The sequence below is a fragment of the Burkholderia sp. F1 genome (assembly GCF_050813845.1).
GTDB classification, from domain to species: Bacteria; Pseudomonadota; Gammaproteobacteria; order Burkholderiales; family Burkholderiaceae; genus Burkholderia; species Burkholderia ubonensis.
This window is the reverse complement of record NZ_CP172422.1, coordinates 2,913,464-2,930,485: the sequence shown is the minus strand read 5'-3', so window position 1 is coordinate 2,930,485 and position 17,022 is coordinate 2,913,464. Positions and strand designations below refer to the sequence as shown.

The following is a 17,022-nucleotide window of genomic DNA, read 5'->3' as shown; positions in this document are numbered from 1 at the left end:
GGGCAAGCTCGCGCACGCCGGCAACCGACGGCGCAACCGAAGCACCCCCGAAACGTAATCCGGACGAACAGGACAGACAGATGAGCGAACAGGACAGGGAGCAGGGCAAGGCGCGCCGCATCGACGTGATGGGCGAGGCATTCGTCGAGCGGGCGATGCGCGATCTCGACGGATTTTCGCGGCCGCTGCAGGACTGGCTGAACGAGCACGCGTGGGGCAGCACGTGGCAGCGCGACGGCATCGACCTCAAGACGCGCAGCCTCTGCACGTGCGCGATGCTGGCCGCGCTTGGCCGCGGCACCGAGCTGAAGGGCCATGTGCGCGGCGCGCTCAACAACGGCGCGAGCCTCGTCGAGATTCGCGAGGTGCTGCTGCACAGCGCGCTGTACGCGGGCGCGCCGGCGGCGGTCGAGGCATTCCGCAGCGCGCGCGAGGTGATCTCGGAACTCGGCCTGACGCTGCCCGACAACGAGGACTGAACGCGTCGCCGCGCGCCGATGCGCGCTGTCAGGGCGTCAGGGCATCAGCGCCCGGCCTGCGCGACCGGCGCGTGCGCTTCGAGCGGCGCCGCGGCCACTTCGGCCAGCCACTCGGCCGTCGCGCCCGGAATCGTGACCGGCAGCATGTGGCCGCCGTCGACCACCCGCAGCCGCACGCGAGGCGACTTCTGCGCGAGGGCCTCGCCGTGGCTGCGCCAGTTCAGGATGCGGTCGTCGCGGCCGTACAGCACGTCGACCGGCAGCGCGAGCTCCGCATAGCGGCGCTCCATCGCGGGCAGGTCGCCGGGCACCGCGATCAGGTCCGACGACGTCGCATAGAAGCTGCGCGGCCGCAGCCCGAGCAGCCCGCCGCCCTTGACCGGGAAATCGTTCGGCGCCGCCTCCGGCGCGAACACCGCGCCGACTGCCTTGCGGCCGGTCAGGATCGTCAGCGGAATCGCGAAAGTCCACGATACGAAGCGGCGCACGAGCTTCGACGGAATCAGCAGCGGGCGGAACGGCCCCGGCGGCTCGGCCTCCGGATGCGTGAGCGGCGCGATCAGCGCGAGGCGGCTCACATGCTCCGGATGGTTGAGGCCGACCGCGAGCGAAATCGCGCCGCCGAGCGAATGCCCGACGAGCACCGGCTTGTCGAGCCGCAGCGCGTCGATGAACGCGGCGACCGTGCGCGCCTGCGCGAAGATGTTCGCCTGCGAGCGCGCGCCGCGCAGCGAATGCCCGGCGCCCGGCCGGTCGATCAGGATCACGCGATGGCGTTCCGCGAGCTGTTGCAGCGGCAGGTACGCGAAATTGCGCAGTTGCCCCGCCAGCCCGTGGACGAACACGATCGGCGAGCCGCTGCCGTATTCGACGTAATGGATGCGGTCGCCGCCGATGTCGATGAACCGGCCCTCGGGCCGGAACGCGCGCGTCACGCGGCGCGCGATGTACCACGTGAACGCCGCGAGCGCCGCGCACACGGCCGCGACGGCGATCAGCGCCTGCTGGATCAGATGGATCGTATGGCTCATGTCGGCCTCGTCAGGTTCAAGCGCGGGTTTCAAGCGCGGGTTGCGGGGCGGATGCGGCCGCCGCGTCGGGCTTCGCGCGGCGTTCGAACTGCATCGCCGAATCGGCGAGCGTGCTGAACTTCAGCGACGCGAGATCGAGCACGTAGTTCTGGTGGAATTTCCACGGCTTCTTCTCCCCCTGTTTCGGCAGGATGCCGGCCGCGCGCTGGATGTAGCCCGAGCCGAGGTTCACCGCCGGCACGTTGCCGAGGTCGCCCGGCGCGAGGCGCGGCACGCAGGTGTCGTAGCCGTGCGCGCGCATGTGGTTGAGCAGGCGGCACACGTAGCGCGCGATCAGTTCGGCCTTCAGCGTCCACGACGCGTTCGTGTAGCCGAACGACGACGCGAGGTTCGGCACGTCGCTGTACATCATCCCCTTGTACGACACCGTCTGCGACAGGTCAACCGCGCGGCCGTCGACCGTGACCTGCGCGCCGCCGAGCATCTTCACCTTCAGCCCGGTGGCGGTGACGATCACGTCGGCGTCGAGCCGCTGGCCGCTCTTCAGCCTGAGGCCGGTCGGCGTGAAGCGCTCGATCTCGTCGGTGACGATCGACGCGCGGCCCGCGCGGATCGCCTTGAACAGGTCGCCGTTCGGCACGAGGCACACGCGCTGGTCCCACGGCTTGTAGCGCGGCGTCAGGTGCTTCGCGACGTCGAAGCCGGGGCCGAGCTGCTTGCCGGCCGCGCGGATGATGAGCTTCTTCGTCGCATCCGGCTTGCGGCGCGCGAGATTGTAGAGATACATCGTCAGCAGCACGTTCTTGACGCGCACGAGCCGGTGCGCGAGCCGCGCCGGCAGCACGCGGCGCAGCGCGTTGGCGATCCTGTCGCGCGCGGGCAGCGACACGATGTAGGTCGGCGAGCGCTGCAGCATCGTCACGTGCCGGGCAACGGCCGCCATCGACGGCACGAGCGTCACCGCGGTTGCGCCGCTGCCGATCACGATCACGCGGCGGTCCGCGTACGACAGGTTCTTCGGCCAGTGCTGCGGATGCACGAGATCGCCGCCGAACGTATCCTTGCCGGGCCAGTCGGGCAGGTAGCCCGCGTCGTAGTCGTAATAGCCGCTGCACATGTACAGGAAGCGGCAGGTCAGCACGAGCGTCTCGGCCTTGTCGTCACCGCCGCCGCGTTCGACGCGCACCGTCCAGCGCGCGCGGTTCGAATCCCAGTCCGCGCCGACGACCTTGTGGCCGTAGCGGATCGTCTTGTCGACTCCATAGGTTCTCGCGGTGTCGCGGATGTAGTCGAGGATCGTCTGGCCGTCCGAGATCGCCTTGTCGCTGTGCCACGGCCGGAAGCTGTAGCCGAGCGTGAACATGTCGGAATCCGAACGGACGCCAGGATAGCGAAACAGGTCCCAGGTGCCGCCGATCGCGTCGCGCGCCTCGAGGATCGCGACGCGCGCGAACGGGCAGCGCTGCTGCAGGTGATAGGCCGCGCCGATGCCGGACAGGCCGGCGCCGACGATCAGCACGTCGAGATCGGCGCCGTCGGGGCGCGTGCCGCCGGCGGGCGCGTGGCGGTCGAAGGCGGGCGGCGCGGCGCGCCGGTCGGTCGTCGTCGAAGTCATGCGGGGTCCTTGGTCGGCGTGGCCGGGAGCGCGCCGGGCGCGCGCTGGAGGTTGCGTGCGCGGGCGCGGCGCACATGGCGGATCATCAGCATCTGGTAGGCGGCGCCCAGCACGCGCGCGATCCTGTCGAGGCGGCGCGCGTCGGCGCCGACGAGCACGCGGCGCGCGTTGCGCTCGACGCCGGCGAGGATCTGCCGCGCGGCGTCGTCGGCCGTCGTCGCGTTGATCAGGCGGTTCGCCTGGCGGCGGTGGGTCGCCTCGTCCTGGCCGGTCAGCGCGTGGATGCTGGTGTCGACGCGCGACGCGTCGACGATGTTCGTTGCGACGCCGCCCGGATGCACGCAGGTCGCGCTGACCGGCGCGCCGTCGAGCTCCAGCTCCATCCGCAGCGCCTCGGTGAAGCCGCGCACCGCGAACTTGGTCGCGTTGTACGCGCTTTGGGTCGGCATCGCAATCAGCCCGAACAGGCTCGACGTGTTGACGACATGGCCGTCGCCGGACGCGCGCAGATGGGGCAGAAACGCCTGCGTGCCATGCACGACGCCCCAGAAGTTGATCCCGACGATCCATTCGAGATCGTCGAAGCGCGCGGTTTCGGCGCTGGCCGAAAGCGATACGCCCGCGTTGTTGAAGATCAGGTTGACCTTGCCGTGCGACTGGCGCACGAAGTCGGCCCACGCAAACACCGCGTCGCGGTCGGCGACGTCGAGCCGCCGCGTCGTCACGCGCACGCCGTGCTGCGAGCAGGCGGCCGCCGTGCCCGCGAGCCCGACGTCGTTGACGTCTGAGAGCGCGACCTCGCAGCCGCGCCGCGCGAGTTCGACCGCGAGACTGCGGCCCATGCCCGAACCGGCGCCCGTGATCGCGGCGACCTTCCCGGAAAACCCCTTCATCAGTCGTTCCTCCCGTGTCCGCTTGCGCTGCACCGGCGGCGCGCTTATTGTGGTGTTTTGTGTCACCACTTTAGTTTTTCGCGTGTCCTGATGTCAAATAGCGGAATGGAGAAAGTACTCAAAACGCAGAAACGGGGCCGCGCGTACGGCGGCGTGGCGCCCGAGGTGCGCGCGGCGGAGCGGCGCGGCGCATTGATCCGCGCGGCGACGCGCGTGTTCGGTACGGTCGGTTTCAGGAAGGCGACCGTGCGGTCGATTTGCCGGGAAGCGAAGCTCAACGACCGCTACTTTTATGCGGCGTTCGACAGCACCGAGGATTTGCTGCGCTGCACCTACCTGCATCACGCTGAGCAGTTGCGCGACGCGGTCGCGCAGGCGGTCGCCGCGCGCGGCGGCGATCTGGACGCGCGCGTCGACGCGGGGCTGGCCGCGTTCTTCGGGTTCCTGCGCGACCCGTGCGCGGCGCGCGTGCTGCTGCTCGAGGTGATGGGCGTGAGCCTGGACACCGACGCGACGTATCAGCGCGTGCTCGTCGAGTTCGGCAAGCTGATCATGGCGATCGGCGGGCCGGGCGAGGCGGTCACGGCGGCGGAGCGCATCGAGCAGCGGCTGATCGGGCTCGCGCTGGTCGGCGCGATGACGAACGTCGGCACGGCGTGGCTGCTGACCGAGTACCGCGATCCGGAAGCGCAGATGATCGCGAGCTGCAGGAAGGTGCTGCTCGGGACGTTGCGGGCGGCGGGGTAGCGGCGGCCGGGCCGGCGATCGCCGGCTGCCCATAGCGTTTGTCTACGGCATGTCCGCAGTGGAATAAAAAAACAATATGATGTGTGCCTTTGCGTTTCTTTGGTCTGTCGAATATATTTCCCTCACGCAGATATGGCTTAATTGAATTATTAAGATGCCGAAAAACGCGAGGAGATGCCGGGGGCTCATTCTCTTGCTTGCCTGACGCGCGCCGGCGCGTAAAGCCACGTCGCGAAATCGAGCGCCGACCGGCCCACCCGCACTCCCGCGGCCGACGGATGTCGTGCGTGCGCCGGAAAGTCTGCATTCGGAGCGATGGAACGGGGTGCGGTTTGCCATTCGACGGCGAACCGCTGATTCATTCGTATTCAGTGCGGGTTGAAAAATGAATAAAGAAAATGCCGATCTCCACCATGAAGAAATGCTGCGCCACTCGGTTTTCTTGAAAAACAGCTCGAAGCTTCTCGAATTCACGCAGTTCGCGCTGCGCGGCGCCGGCATCGGCGAAACCTTGTGCGACTTCTTTGTCGCCAGGGTTGGCGGCGAGATCTTCGACGACTGGATGGCGCAGATGACCACGGTGCCGAACGACGGCCCGGACAAGGAGAAGGCCGTGCATGCGCTGCTGCACGGTCCGTACGGCGCCCTGACGCACAACCTGCTGATCGCCTGGTACACGGGTACATGGGTGAAGCTGCCTCACGCGTGGCGTGAGCGCTATCTGCCGGCCGGCCAGCCGGACGAGGACTGCGTGATTTCCGCGCGCACCTATCAGGAGGCGCTCGTCTGGCCGCTGGTCGGCGCCCATCCGCCGGGCGCGAAACAGCAGGGCTGGGCGGCCTGGTCCGTGCCGCCGTCGGCGCCGCCGCTGCGCTGAGCGGCCGCGCGCCGACCGTCGCTTCGCCTGTTCCGCCGGGCCGCGCCCGGCTTCACCGGGGAATCCAGCATGAAGATCGAAGCAGCCGAGAGCGCGCTCGCGCGCCATTACGACGTGGTCATTGTCGGCGCGGGCATCATGGGAGCGATCGTCGCGCGCCGGCTCGCCGAGCACAAGCGCCGCGTGCTGCTGCTCGAGGCCGGCACCGGCTCCGGCCTGAACTTCACGCACTACACGCAGTTCCTGGAAACCTATTACGCGACGCTCGCGAAGGTGCCGCAGGCGCCGTATCCGAACAACCCGAACGCCCCTCAGCCGAACGAACTGCAGATCGAGGTCACCCCGGGGCAAGGCGACGCGGACGACGGGCAATATTTCGTTCAGCGCGGCCCGCTGGCGTACCGGAGCACCTACACGCGCTACGCGGGCGGCACGACGCTGCACTGGCTCGGCACGTCGCTGCGGATGCTGCCCGAGGACTTCCGGATGCACAGCCTGTACCAGGTCGCGCAGGACTGGCCGCTGTCGTACGACACGTTCTCGCACTATTACGAACTGGCCGAACGCGAGCTCGGCGTGTCGGCGAACGTCGACGAGCAGGCCTATCACGGCCAGCGCTTTCCGACGGGTTACGTGTATCCGATGCACGGCCTGCCGCCCAGCGTCGTCGATCAGATGTTCGCCGAGCGGCTCAAGGGGCGCACCTACGATCTCGACGAGCGCGCGCATCCGCTCGACGTGATCGGCACGCCGGCGGGACGCAACGGCGTACCCAACGCCGACTACGACGGCGGCAAGGGCTACGCGCCGGTCGGCGCGGTGAGTTCGCGCGCGATAGGGCATCGCTGCATGGGCAACACGAGTTGTGTGCCGATCTGTCCGGTGCAGGCAAAGTACAACGCGATGAAAACCCTCGTGGCCAGCACCGGCGACTGGGTGACGCTCGTCACGCAATGCGTCGCGAGCGAGCTGACGATCGACCGGGGCAACGGCCGGATCACCGGCGTGACGGTCAAAAGCTATTTCAAGCCGGGCGAGCCGGAGCATCGGACCTTCGTCGCGCGCGGCGACATCGTCGCGCTGTGCGCGGCGCCCGTGGAAAACGCGAAGCTGCTGCTCGCGTCGGATGCGGCGAACAGCAGCCGGCTCGTCGGCGTCGGGCTGATGGATCATCCGGAGCTGCTGACCTGGGGGCTCGCGCCGCGGCAGGTCTGGCCGTTCCGCGGGCCGATCGCGACGTCGGGCATCGAGGGGATGCGCTGGGGCGCGTTCCGCAATCACACCGCGTCGTTCCGCATCGAGATCGGCAACGAAGGCTGGGGCTGGCCGCTGGGATCGCCGGGGTACGACGTGCAGGAATTCGTCAACGACAACCTGTGGGGGCGCAAGCTGCAGCGCGAACTCGTCGACCGCGTGACGCGCCAGGTGCGCTTCGGGATTCTCGTCGAGCAGTTGCCGGAAAGCGGCAACCGGCTGGAGATCGACGATCGCTATCGCGACCTCCTCGGCAACTACCGGCCGGTCATCCATTACGACGTGAGCGACTACACCCGCGCCGGATTCGTGCTGGCGCGCAAGGTTTCCGATCACATCTTCAAGCTGTGCGGCATCCGCGACCGCACGGAGACGTTCGGCAAGCAGCCGCATTTCTCGTATCGGGGGCATACGTTCAACTACCAGGGCGCGGGGCATTACATGGGCGGGCACCGGATGGGCGGCCATCCGCGCGATTCGGTCGTGAATGCCGACCTGCGCGCATGGGATCACGACAACCTGTACCTGGTGGGCTGCGGCAGCATGACGACGAGCGGCACGTCCAACCCGACCCTGACGGGCGCGTCGCTCAGCTTCCTGGCCGCCGACCGGATCGAACAGGCCCTGGGCCGGCAATCGAACGTCAACGCAGGAGTCAGCGCATGAACCTCACGGAAAGAGTCCGCCTGCTGAACGCGTACCAGGCGGCGCGCGCCGGCGAACCCGGCATCGAAGCGGCCGGCCTGCTCGAGCACCTGCCGCATCCGGGCCTCGGCGAAACCATCCCGACGCTCGGCCGGACGTTTCAGGAACTGGCCGACGCAATCGGCTCGACCGACATCGACACCGACCGGGCGGACCTGCTGAACGACCTGCAGCAGGCGCTGATCCTCGAGCATGCGACGATCCCGCCGTACCTCACCGCGCTCTACACGCTCGCGCCAAACAGCGGCTGGCGCGCGATCGAGGTGCTGCGCTCGATCGTCGTGGAGGAGATGCTGCACATGACGCTCGTCGCGAACGTGATGAACGCGATCGGCGGCGCGCCGCAGACCGGCGACCGGAAGTTCGTGCCCGACTATCCGGCGCCACTGCCGTTCGACATCGATGGCATCAAGGTCAACCTGCTCGGGTTCTCGCGTGAAGCGGTCGAGCAGGGCTGCGCGATCGAGCGGCCGCGCGCGCTCCGTCCCGGCGTGCTGTTCCAGGCGCATCCGGCCTGGGGCGACATGACGATCGGCGAGTTCTACCTGCGCATCGAGGCGAAGCTGCGCGCGTTCGTCGCCCGCTACGGCGAGGCGCGCGTGTTCATCGGCGAGCGGTCGTGGCAGGTCGGCGCAGGGTTCTATTACGACGGCGCGGGTGCCACGTTCCCGGTGACCGACTGCGTGTCGGCGCTGCTTGCGTTGCGCACCATCCGCGAGCAGGGCGAAGGCGTGAGCGACACGATCTGGACCGGCAATCGCGAGCAGTACAAGAGTTTCCCGGAAGTCGCGCATTTCTTCCGCTTCAACGAACTGCTGGCCGGTCGCGAATACAAATGGAACGACACGGTCGAGAGCGGCCCGCGCGGCGCGCCGTTCGAGGTCGACTGGACGGCCGCGATTCCGGTGCGGCCGAACAGCAAGCTCGACGACTACCGCGACGCGCCGGAGATCCTCGCGCATGCGCAGGCATTCAACGTCGCGTACTGGGATTTCCTGCGGACGATCGAGCGGGCGTTCAACGGCAGGCCGGCGCTGCTGCAGGAGGGCATCGGCCGCATGTTCACGCTGAAGGACCTGTTCCTGCGCCTCGTGAACAACCCGTTGCCCGGGCACGGGCCGCGCCTGCACGCCGCGCCGACGTTCGAGTACGCGCCGCCTGCCGCGCCGGATGCCGCCCTTTCCTGAGCGCTGTTCGCCACCTCGTGAGGAGACCGTCATGTCGACCCCGCTGCCTTCCGTGCCCGATTCGCTGACGATGCCGTTCTACTATGCGTCGCTGATCAACTGTGTCGTGCACTTCCTCGTCGATGCGAAACGGGTGACGCCGTTCCTGCAGGACACGCCGCTGCGCCCGGCGCTGTTCGGCGGACGGGCGTCGGTCGCGTTCAATTTCCAGGCCTACGCGGGGCAGGTCTCGGGCGGCGTCGGACAGCCGAGCGAGAGATGGCCGACCAGCTGCATCGGCGTCACGCAGGAAGTGGAGCTCAACATCGTGGCGTTTCCGGACGCGCAGGCCGCCTTGCTTCCTGAAGTGAGCTTCGAGCAGTGGGTGATGGGCGACGAGCAGAGCAAGCTGATGGGCAATCACCGCGTGTATGTGCCGTGCGACAGCGAACTCGCGATCAGTGCGGGCGAGAAGCTGTTCGGCGAGCCGAAGTTCAAGACCAGCTTCGGCGTGAACCTGCCGTCGTACAACCCGGTGCGCAAGCGGGGTGCGCCGGCCTACGAACCGGAATGGGTCGAGACCTGGAGCTTCAAGGTGAACGATCCGAGCCTGCCGGAGGAAGACATCTTCACCTGTGTCGCCGATCTCAACGGCCTGACGCCCGTCCCGGGCAACATCTCGTCGATCACCGAATACGGCAAGCACGACGGACGCGCGATCGCGTGCCGCTGGAACATCCTGCAGCCATTCAGGACCTACTGGCTGAGGCCCGAGGACGCACACCGCGTGAGCGTGCGCTACGGCCTGAGCAGCCACCCGATGAAGCAGGCGATGAAGACCCTGCTCGACGGCGCGCATGCGCATGCGGTCCAGACCTTCATGTCGGCGCCGGCGGCGATCCAGAGCCGCGCCGTGTTCCTCTGAGCGCCGCGAGCGCGGCGAAGGAGAACGTCCGTGAGTCTCGAAACCTGTCTGGCGATCGGCAGGATGGAGTCCGACCGCGCCGTGCTGTCCAGTCTCGCGCAGTATTTCCTCGGCAACTGGGACGACCTGAAGCGGGCCTGCGACTATGTCGTGATCGGCGGCGGCGCATACGGCACGACGTTCGCGGAGCGCATCCTGCGTGCGGGCAAGGGGCGGGTGCTCGTGCTGGAGAAGGGCTCGATCTTCTTCCCCGATCACTCGCAGAACCTGCCGCCGGCCTACGTCAGGGCGGTGTACGGGCCGGCCGTGTCGCCCTGGATCTGCGACGGCAATTTCACGCTGGCGCCGCAGCAGCCGTACGTCGGCGGGCGCGCGCTGTTCTGGAACGCGTGGGTGCCGCAGCCGCGGCAGTTCGAGTTTCCGCATTGGCCGGCGTCGGTCGTGTCGTCGCTCGACGCCGAGTGGTATCCGGTCGGCGCGCGCATCGGCCGGCGCTTCAGCCTGGCGTGCGCAGGCAACGACAACCAGACGCTCGATGCGATCGCGAAGGCGCGGCTCTTCGAGGGCAACGCGAGCATCGCGTGCGCGGTGCCGCTCGCGATGCCGTCGGATCTCGACAGCGCGATGGCGACCGGCGCGGATGTCGCGCCCGGGCAGTTCGCGAAGTATGCGCCGGTCAAGACGCTGGTCGAGCTCGCGCAGGCGTATCCCGAGCGCCTGAGGGTCGTGCCGCTCACCACCGTCACGCGCATGCAGTTCGCGGCCGGCCGTATCGCGCGCCTCGAACTCGCCGCGACCGACCAGCAGAGGACCACGAGCCTGGACGTCGGCGCGGCCCGCGTCGTGCTCGCGAACAACACGATCGAGGCGGCGGCGCTGTGCCTGACCGCGCTGCCGGAGCATCCGCTGCTGGGCAAGAATCTGTGCGTGCACAACCGCTCGGCGCTGGCGTTCCGGATGCCGGCCGGGCACTTTCCGGCGTTGGCGAATCAGTTGCAGGTGTGCGCGTACTACCAGCTCAGCCAGATCGACAGCGAGAGGTTCTTCCACAACCACATCTCGGTCGTGTTCAATCCGCATCCCGCACGGGACAAGGATCTGCTGTACCGCGTGCTGCCCGACGCGTCGTCCGAGCAGTCGCTGGAGATGTACCGCGAGCCGGGCTATGTGTACGTGCTGGTGCAGGCCCTCGGCGAAATGCTGGGCGAGCGCAGCGCGCGGAGCTGGAACCGCGTGAGCCTGAGCAACGGCGAGACCGTCATCACGTTGCGCGAGCAACCGGCGGACGCGCATGCGCGGCGCAAGATGAACGAGTCGGTGAAGGACATCGTGCGCGTGCTGTCGGCCGGCGCGCCGGTGCAGTACATGCATGCGCCGACCGCCAAGCCGCTCGACATCACGTGGCGGGGCGACATGCCGGTCATCGATTCGTCGATGGTGTTCCATGAGGCCGGCACGCTGTGGATGGGCGACTCGCCGAACGATTCCGTCACCGATCCGGACGGCAAGCTGTACGGCGTCGGCAACCTGTACGGCACGGGGAGCATGCTGTTCCCGTCGCCGGGGTCGTGGAACCCGACCTACACGGGCATGGCGATGACATCGGTGCTGGCGAAGCGGCTGGCTGGCTAGGGGCGCCGGGCCTGCCGCGCCGCTCTGCGTCGCTTCAGCCCGCCGCGCGCTTCGGTTTCGATGCCGGCGTACGCAACTTGCGCACCGGCGCCGCACCGATTTTCTCCCGCATCGCCTCGATGAACGCCCGCACCTTCGGCGACGGCAGCCGCGTCGATGGAAAGATCGCGTGAATCCCGGCCGGCGGCGAGCGCCATCCGGGCAGCAGGCGCACGAGCCGGCCCGCGGCGACGTCGTCGACGATCGAGAAATCGGTCAGCAGCCCGAAGCCGCCGCCCGCAAGCGCGATCGCGCGGCAGGCAGTTGCGGTGTTCGACACGACGTGCGCGGTGCAGCGCACCGACGCCTTGCCGCCGCGCGCGCTCTCGAGCTCGAACGTCTGCGGGCGCGGCAGCGTCGACAGCATCACGAACGGCAGCGCCGCGAGCGCCGCCGGGTCGCGCGGCAGCCCCCAGCGCGCGACGAACGCCGGGCTCGCGACCGGCCACTTCTCGTATGCGCCGAGCTGCACCGCGCGATAGTTCGAATCCGCGAGACGGCCGATGCGGATCGCGACGTCGATGTTGTCGGCGACGAGGTCGACGAGGCGGTCGTTCGCGATCAGCTCGACGTCGAGCGCCGGATGCGCGTCGCGCAGCGCGACGATCGCGGGCGCGACGACCTGCGCGCCATAGTCGATCGGCGCGCTCACGCGCAGCGTGCCGCGCAGCGGCCCCGTTTCCGACGACACCGCGTCGAGCGCGCTTTCGGTCGCGCGCATGATGTCGCGGCATGCGTCGTAGAACGCGCGTCCCGCGTCGGTCACGGCAAGCCGCCGCGTGGTGCGCACCAGCAGGTTCGCGCCCACTTCGGATTCGAGCCGCTGCATGTGCGTGCTGACCACCGTCTTCGCGAGCCCGAGCCGCTCGGCCGCCGCCGTCAGCGAACCCGCCTCGACCACCGCCACGAAAACCGCGAGGCGGTTCAGGTTCACGTCGCGCAGATCCGCCATCGCCGATTGTCCTGTCAAAGAGGATGATGTTTCCGCGATTATCCCTCTTCTGGAGACGGAGGGCGCGCGCTACGCTGGGGCCGTTCGTTGCCGGTTCGCGGCGACGCCCTTTGCCGGAGTGTTGCCATGCCTGTTGCCGAGAAGCCGTCCGTTCCGATCCGCGTCTACTCGTTTGCGCTGTCCGGTCACGCGCACCGCGTGCGCCTGTTCCTGTCGCTGCTCGGCGTGCCGTTCGAGATCGTCGACGTGGATCTTGCCGAGGGCGAGCAGCGCCGGCCGGCCTTCCTCGCGCTGAACCCGTTCGGGCAGGTGCCCGTGATCGACGACGGCGGCGTCGTGCTGTCCGACTCGAACGCGATCCTCGTCTATCTCGCGAAGCGCTACGGCGACGCGCACTGGCTGCCCGACGATCCGGCCGGCGCGGCGGCGGTGCAGCGCTGGCTGTCGCTCGCGGCGGGGCCGATCGCGGCCGGCCCGGCCGCGGCGCGGCTCGTCACCGTGTTCGGCGCGCCGCACGATCACGAGCAGGCGAAGCGCGTCGCCGTCCGGCTGTTCGACGTGATCGACGCCGAGTTCGCGAAGAGGCCGTTCGCGGCCGGCGCGCGGCCGACCATCGCCGACATCGCCGCCTACACGTACATCGCGCATGCACCGGAAGGCGGCGTGGCGCTCGATCCGTATCCGCATCTGCGCGCCTGGCTCGCGCGCGTCGAGGCGTTGCCCGGGTTCGTCGGCATGCCGCCGACCCGCGCGGGCCTGCTCGCGGCGTAACGCGCCGGACCGCTTCCTTCAGGAGAGCAAACGATGGCTGCGCCGACCGTCGCCCTGCCGGGCTGGGAACTGGATGTGTCGCCGTTTCATGCGGGCGAACTCGCCGTGCAGCAGCGCGCGGGCGTTGCCGATGCCGCGAGCGCCGTCGGGTTGCGCGGCATCCGGCGTTTCATGCCCGGTCAGCATCGGGCATTCTTCGCGCAATTGCCGTTCTTCGTGCTCGGCGGCGTCGGCGCGGAGGGCCAGCCGTGGGCGACGCTGCGTGTCGGCGCGCCGGGCTTCGCGACGTCGCCGGACGCGCATACGCTGCGGATCGCGGGCGACGCATTGCCGGGCGATCCGCTGGCCGATGCATGGCGGCCGGGTGCGCCGCTCGGCGGGCTCGGCATCCAGTTCGACACGCGGCGGCGCAATCGCGTCAACGGCGTCGTGCAGGCCGTCGACGGCAGCAACGTGCTGACGGTCGCCGTCGAGCAGAGCTTCGGCAACTGCGCGAAATACATCCAGGGCCGCACGCCGGTGTTCGACCCGCGCGGCGATGCGGCGCCGCCGCGGCTTGAACGCTCGGCCCGGCTGAGCGACGCCGATCGCGCGCTGCTGGCGCAGGCGGATACGTTCTTCGTCGCGAGCGCGAACCTGTCCGCGGAAGCGGGCGCGGCGCGCGGCGTGGACGTCTCGCATCGCGGCGGGATGCCGGGCTTCGTGCGCGTCGACGACGACGCCACGCTGTCGACGCCCGACTTCAGCGGCAACCGGCTGTTCAACACGCTCGGCAACCTGCAGCTCGATCCGCGCGCGGGCTTGCTGTTCGTCGATTTCGAGCGCGGCGACCTGGTGCACGTCGCCGCGCGCGCGGAGATCGTCTGGGACGGGCCGCTCGTCGCGTCGTTCGAAGGCGCGCAGCGGGTGGTGCGGTATCGCGTGCGGGAGGTGCGGCGCAGCGCCGCGGTGATGCCGTTCCGTTGGTCGCCGGTCGAATGGGCGCCCCAGTTCGCGGCTCGCACCGCGTGACGGACCGGCGGGCCGCACGCCATGTGCTGCCCGAAAAGCGTTCGCAACTGCTTCTGTTTTCATCGGCGGATCGGATCGACCATAACGGCAACCGATACGATGAAAGTGAAAGGAGCAAGGCCATGAAACTGCTTGGCATGATCCGTCTGGTCCTGTGGAGCTTCTTCGGCGTGCGCAACAGCAAGGCGCATGCCGCGGATCTCGCGAACGTCAACTTCACGCTGCTGCCGTTCGTGGCGATCATTCTCGCCGCGCTCGTCGGGGCGGTCATCTACGGCGTCGTGCATCTGGTGGCCGATCCGACGTCGACGATGCAGGGCTTCTGAGCACGATTGCCTCGACAACCCGATGCCGGCGCGACGATGCGCCGGACACGGGCACGCTGCACGGGCCGCTGTCGTGATCGCCTGAACGGCCGCTGCCCGCCTGCCTGCAATCGACGATTCCGTCGTTGCGATACGCGCCATCGATCGATGGCGCTTCCTGTTCCGCTTTCCCCCCTTCCTGCCCGATTCCGCCGCCGGTTCGCCGCCACGGGGTAAAATGCGCGCCGCAATGCGTGGCGTGCCCACTCCCCGTCTTGCGTGATCGAGCGCGTTCGGCCGCCAGTCGGCCAGGCGCGTGCGACAGGTTGAGCGGCGAGTTTCGAATCCAGAAAGATGACTGTGAACAGAAGAAGAGCGTCGCCGGCACTGCGGCGGCGCGCGTGTGTCAGCGTGGGGCTCGGCATCACGCTTTTCGCCGCGCAGGCAGGCGCGGCTTCCGTCGACGCATCGGCGAGCGCTTCCGACGCCGATGCGGCCTCCGGCGGCGGCACGCTGCCGGCCATCAGCGTGAGCGGCGCGCGCGGCAATGCGTTGCGCGCGCGCACCGCGTCGGTCGCCGGGTATGACGACGCGCCGCTGCGCGATACGCCCGCGTCGGTCAGCGTCGTCACCCGCGCGCTGCTGGACGACCAGCAGGCGAAGCGGCTGAGCGACGTCGTTCGCAACGACGCGTCGGTCAGCAACGCATACGCGCCGGTCGGCTATTTCGAAGGCTTTTCGATTCGCGGCTTCCCGATCGATCTCGCGAGCGCGATCCGCATCGACGGCCTGACGGTATCGGGCGAGCAGAACGTGCCGCTCGAGAACAAGGAGCGCGTCGAGATACTGAAAGGGCTCGCGGGCATCGACAGCGGCGTCGTCGCGCCGGGCGGCGTGATCAACTTCGTGACCAAGCGGTCCGCGAACGTCGCGAGCGTGACGACGGGCGTCGACAGCAGGGGATCGACGTCGGCCGCCGTGGATCTCGGCCGGCGCTTCGGCGCCGACAACCAGTTCGGCATCCGGATCAATGCGGCGAAGGAGAACATGCATTCGTACATCGACGGCACGAACGGGCGCCGCACGTTCGGATCGATCGCCGCCGACTGGGACATCAGCCCGCGCGCGAGCCTGCAGCTCAATGCGGAATTCCAGCAGTGGATCCAGCGTTCCGCGCCGGGGTATCAGCTGCTCGGCGGCACGGTCGTGCCGTCCGTCAAGTCGACGTCGAAGGCGCTCGGCACGCAGCCGTGGGCGAAACCGCTGACCACCGACGCGCTGAACCTCAACGCGCGCTTCGACTACCAGTTCAACGACGACTGGAAAGCCTACGTCGCCGCGGGCCGCAGCCGCACGATGATCGACGACAACAGCGCGTTCGCGTATGGCTGCTCGTATGCGGCGAGCTGCGCGGCCGGTGCGACGTCGCCGTTCTTCTTCGGCCGGAACGGGGGTTACGACGTGTACGATTTCCGGAGCCCGGGCGAGTATCGCCGCAACGACGACGTGCGTGCGGTGACGACGGCCAAGTTCGCGACCGGGCCGATGCGTCACGAGCTGACGGTCGGCGCGGGCGTGCAGCGGCGCGTCGTGCGCATGGCGGACGCCGTCTACGACTATGTGGGCAGCGAGAACATCTACGGCCCGGACGTCACGTTTGCGCCGTCGCCGAACGTGGCGGGGCCGTCGTATCCGCGGCTCGATGCGTGGCAGTACGCGGTGTTCGGCGCCGACCGGATCAGCTTCGGCGACCACTGGCAGGTGCTCGCGGGCGGCAAGGAGGTGCTGCTGCGGCAGCGGAGCTGGAGCAGCGTCGACGGTCCGCAGACCCGCACCGACCGCTCGGTGTTCCTGCCGCAGGTCGCGCTGGTCTACAAGCCGGTGAACGCGTTGTCGGTTTACGCGTCGTACAGCAAGGCGCTGTCGCTCGGCGACCAGGCGCCGGTGCGCGCGACCAACGCGTATGCGTTCCTGCCGCCCGTCGAATCCCGCCAGATCGAGGTCGGCGCGAAATACGACTGGCTCGACCGGCTGAGCCTCACGGCCGCGGTATTCTCGATCAGCAGGCCGTTCCAGTTCGCGCAGCCCGACGCGTCGAACAGCCGCTACACGTTCGTGCAGCGCGGCACGCAGCGGCACCAGGGGATCGAGCTCGGCGCGGCCGGGCAGGTCACGCAGCGGCTGTCGCTGACCGCGACCGTGGCGGCGATTCGCGCACGCGCTTACGATTCGGGTTCGCCGGCCTATGAAGGGCACCAGGTCATCAACGTCCCGGCGCTGCGCGCGTCGCTGTATGCGGACTATGCGGTGCCCGGCGTCGCCGGTCTCGCGCTGCTCGGCGGCGTCGATTACAGCGCGAGCCGCAACGCGAACGAGGAGGGCACGGCGCGCGTGCCGGCGTGGTTCGTGTTCAATCTCGGCGCGCGGTATGCGACGAAGATCGGCGGACACCGGACGGTGCTGCGCGTGTCGGTCGACAACCTGTTCAACAAGTTCTACTGGCGGGATGCGGGCGAGCAGCAGGGCGACGCCTACCTGTTCCCCGGCGCGCCGCGCACCGCGCGCGTGTCACTGACTTACGATTTCTGATCGCGGTCCGACCTACACTGGAGAGAACGAA

At 68.8% G+C, this 17,022-nt stretch carries 14 protein-coding genes and 1 pseudogene; 11 read left to right on the top strand and 4 right to left on the bottom strand.

Going from position 1 to position 17,022, the window contains the following annotated elements:
* Positions 1–80: 80 nt before the first annotated feature.
* Complete coding sequence (locus tag ACFIMZ_RS31650) at positions 81–479, top strand: carboxymuconolactone decarboxylase family protein (protein ID WP_431823375.1); 399 nt, start codon at positions 81–83, stop codon at positions 477–479.
* Positions 480–523: 44 nt separating this feature from the next.
* On the opposite strand, the gene ACFIMZ_RS31645 is transcribed toward ACFIMZ_RS31650, so the two are convergent.
* The 3 genes from ACFIMZ_RS31645 to ACFIMZ_RS31635 are packed head-to-tail and all read right to left on the bottom strand — an operon-like array spanning position 524 to position 4,018.
* Positions 524–1,510, bottom strand: a complete 987-nt coding sequence (locus ACFIMZ_RS31645) for an alpha/beta fold hydrolase (protein WP_431823374.1) — start codon at positions 1,508–1,510, stop codon at positions 524–526.
* A gap of 16 nt (positions 1,511–1,526) precedes the next feature.
* The gene (locus ACFIMZ_RS31640; RefSeq protein ID WP_431823373.1) at positions 1,527–3,125 is read right to left on the bottom strand and encodes a flavin-containing monooxygenase; all 1,599 of its coding nucleotides are present in this window, start codon (positions 3,123–3,125) and stop codon (positions 1,527–1,529) included.
* Complete coding sequence (locus ACFIMZ_RS31635) at positions 3,122–4,018, bottom strand: SDR family NAD(P)-dependent oxidoreductase (protein ID WP_431823372.1); 897 nt, start codon at positions 4,016–4,018, stop codon at positions 3,122–3,124. The genes ACFIMZ_RS31640 and ACFIMZ_RS31635 overlap by 4 nt, the downstream gene beginning before the upstream one ends.
* Before the next feature lie 90 nt (positions 4,019–4,108).
* Between ACFIMZ_RS31635 and ACFIMZ_RS31630 the strand changes: the two genes are divergently transcribed.
* The 6 genes from ACFIMZ_RS31630 to ACFIMZ_RS31605 all read left to right on the top strand — a co-directional run bounded on the left by ACFIMZ_RS31630 (position 4,109) and on the right by ACFIMZ_RS31605 (position 11,324).
* Positions 4,109–4,765, top strand: coding sequence for a TetR/AcrR family transcriptional regulator (locus ACFIMZ_RS31630; RefSeq protein WP_431823371.1), 657 nt, complete (start codon positions 4,109–4,111; stop codon positions 4,763–4,765).
* Between the two features lie 385 nt (positions 4,766–5,150).
* A complete protein-coding gene (locus ACFIMZ_RS31625) occupies positions 5,151–5,642 on the top strand; it encodes a hypothetical protein (protein ID WP_431823370.1) in 492 nt (163 codons plus the stop codon).
* A gap of 69 nt (positions 5,643–5,711) precedes the next feature.
* Positions 5,712–7,562: a GMC family oxidoreductase gene (locus ACFIMZ_RS31620; protein ID WP_431823369.1), complete on the top strand. Its 1,851-nt coding sequence runs from the start codon at positions 5,712–5,714 to the stop codon at positions 7,560–7,562.
* On the top strand, positions 7,559–8,788 hold the full coding sequence (locus ACFIMZ_RS31615) for a ferritin-like domain-containing protein (protein WP_431823368.1): 1,230 nt from the start codon (positions 7,559–7,561) through the stop codon (positions 8,786–8,788). Before ACFIMZ_RS31620 ends, ACFIMZ_RS31615 begins: the two co-directional genes overlap by 4 nt.
* Before the next feature lie 31 nt (positions 8,789–8,819).
* On the top strand, positions 8,820–9,692 hold the full coding sequence (locus ACFIMZ_RS31610) for a hypothetical protein (RefSeq protein ID WP_431823367.1): 873 nt from the start codon (positions 8,820–8,822) through the stop codon (positions 9,690–9,692).
* A 30-nt stretch (positions 9,693–9,722) separates the two neighbouring features.
* Positions 9,723–11,324, top strand: coding sequence for a GMC oxidoreductase (locus ACFIMZ_RS31605; protein ID WP_431823366.1), 1,602 nt, complete (start codon positions 9,723–9,725; stop codon positions 11,322–11,324).
* 34 nt (positions 11,325–11,358) lie between these two features.
* On the opposite strand, the gene ACFIMZ_RS31600 is transcribed toward ACFIMZ_RS31605, so the two are convergent.
* Positions 11,359–12,315: a LysR family transcriptional regulator gene (locus ACFIMZ_RS31600; protein ID WP_431823365.1), complete on the bottom strand. Its 957-nt coding sequence runs from the start codon at positions 12,313–12,315 to the stop codon at positions 11,359–11,361.
* Positions 12,316–12,441: 126 nt separating this feature from the next.
* Between ACFIMZ_RS31600 and ACFIMZ_RS31595 the strand changes: the two genes are divergently transcribed.
* From ACFIMZ_RS31595 to ACFIMZ_RS31580, 4 genes and pseudogenes are all read left to right on the top strand, one after another.
* On the top strand, positions 12,442–13,086 hold the full coding sequence (locus ACFIMZ_RS31595) for a glutathione S-transferase family protein (protein WP_431823364.1): 645 nt from the start codon (positions 12,442–12,444) through the stop codon (positions 13,084–13,086).
* A 33-nt stretch (positions 13,087–13,119) separates the two neighbouring features.
* Positions 13,120–14,085: pseudogene (locus ACFIMZ_RS31590) on the top strand (pyridoxamine 5'-phosphate oxidase family protein); the annotation flags it as partial.
* A 134-nt stretch (positions 14,086–14,219) separates the two neighbouring features.
* Positions 14,220–14,423, top strand: coding sequence for a DUF2970 domain-containing protein (locus tag ACFIMZ_RS31585; protein ID WP_059905263.1), 204 nt, complete (start codon positions 14,220–14,222; stop codon positions 14,421–14,423).
* Between the two features lie 333 nt (positions 14,424–14,756).
* Positions 14,757–16,991 (top strand): TonB-dependent siderophore receptor, encoded by a 2,235-nt coding sequence (locus ACFIMZ_RS31580; protein WP_431823363.1) that lies wholly within the window; start codon positions 14,757–14,759, stop codon positions 16,989–16,991.
* Positions 16,992–17,022 lie beyond the last annotated feature (31 nt).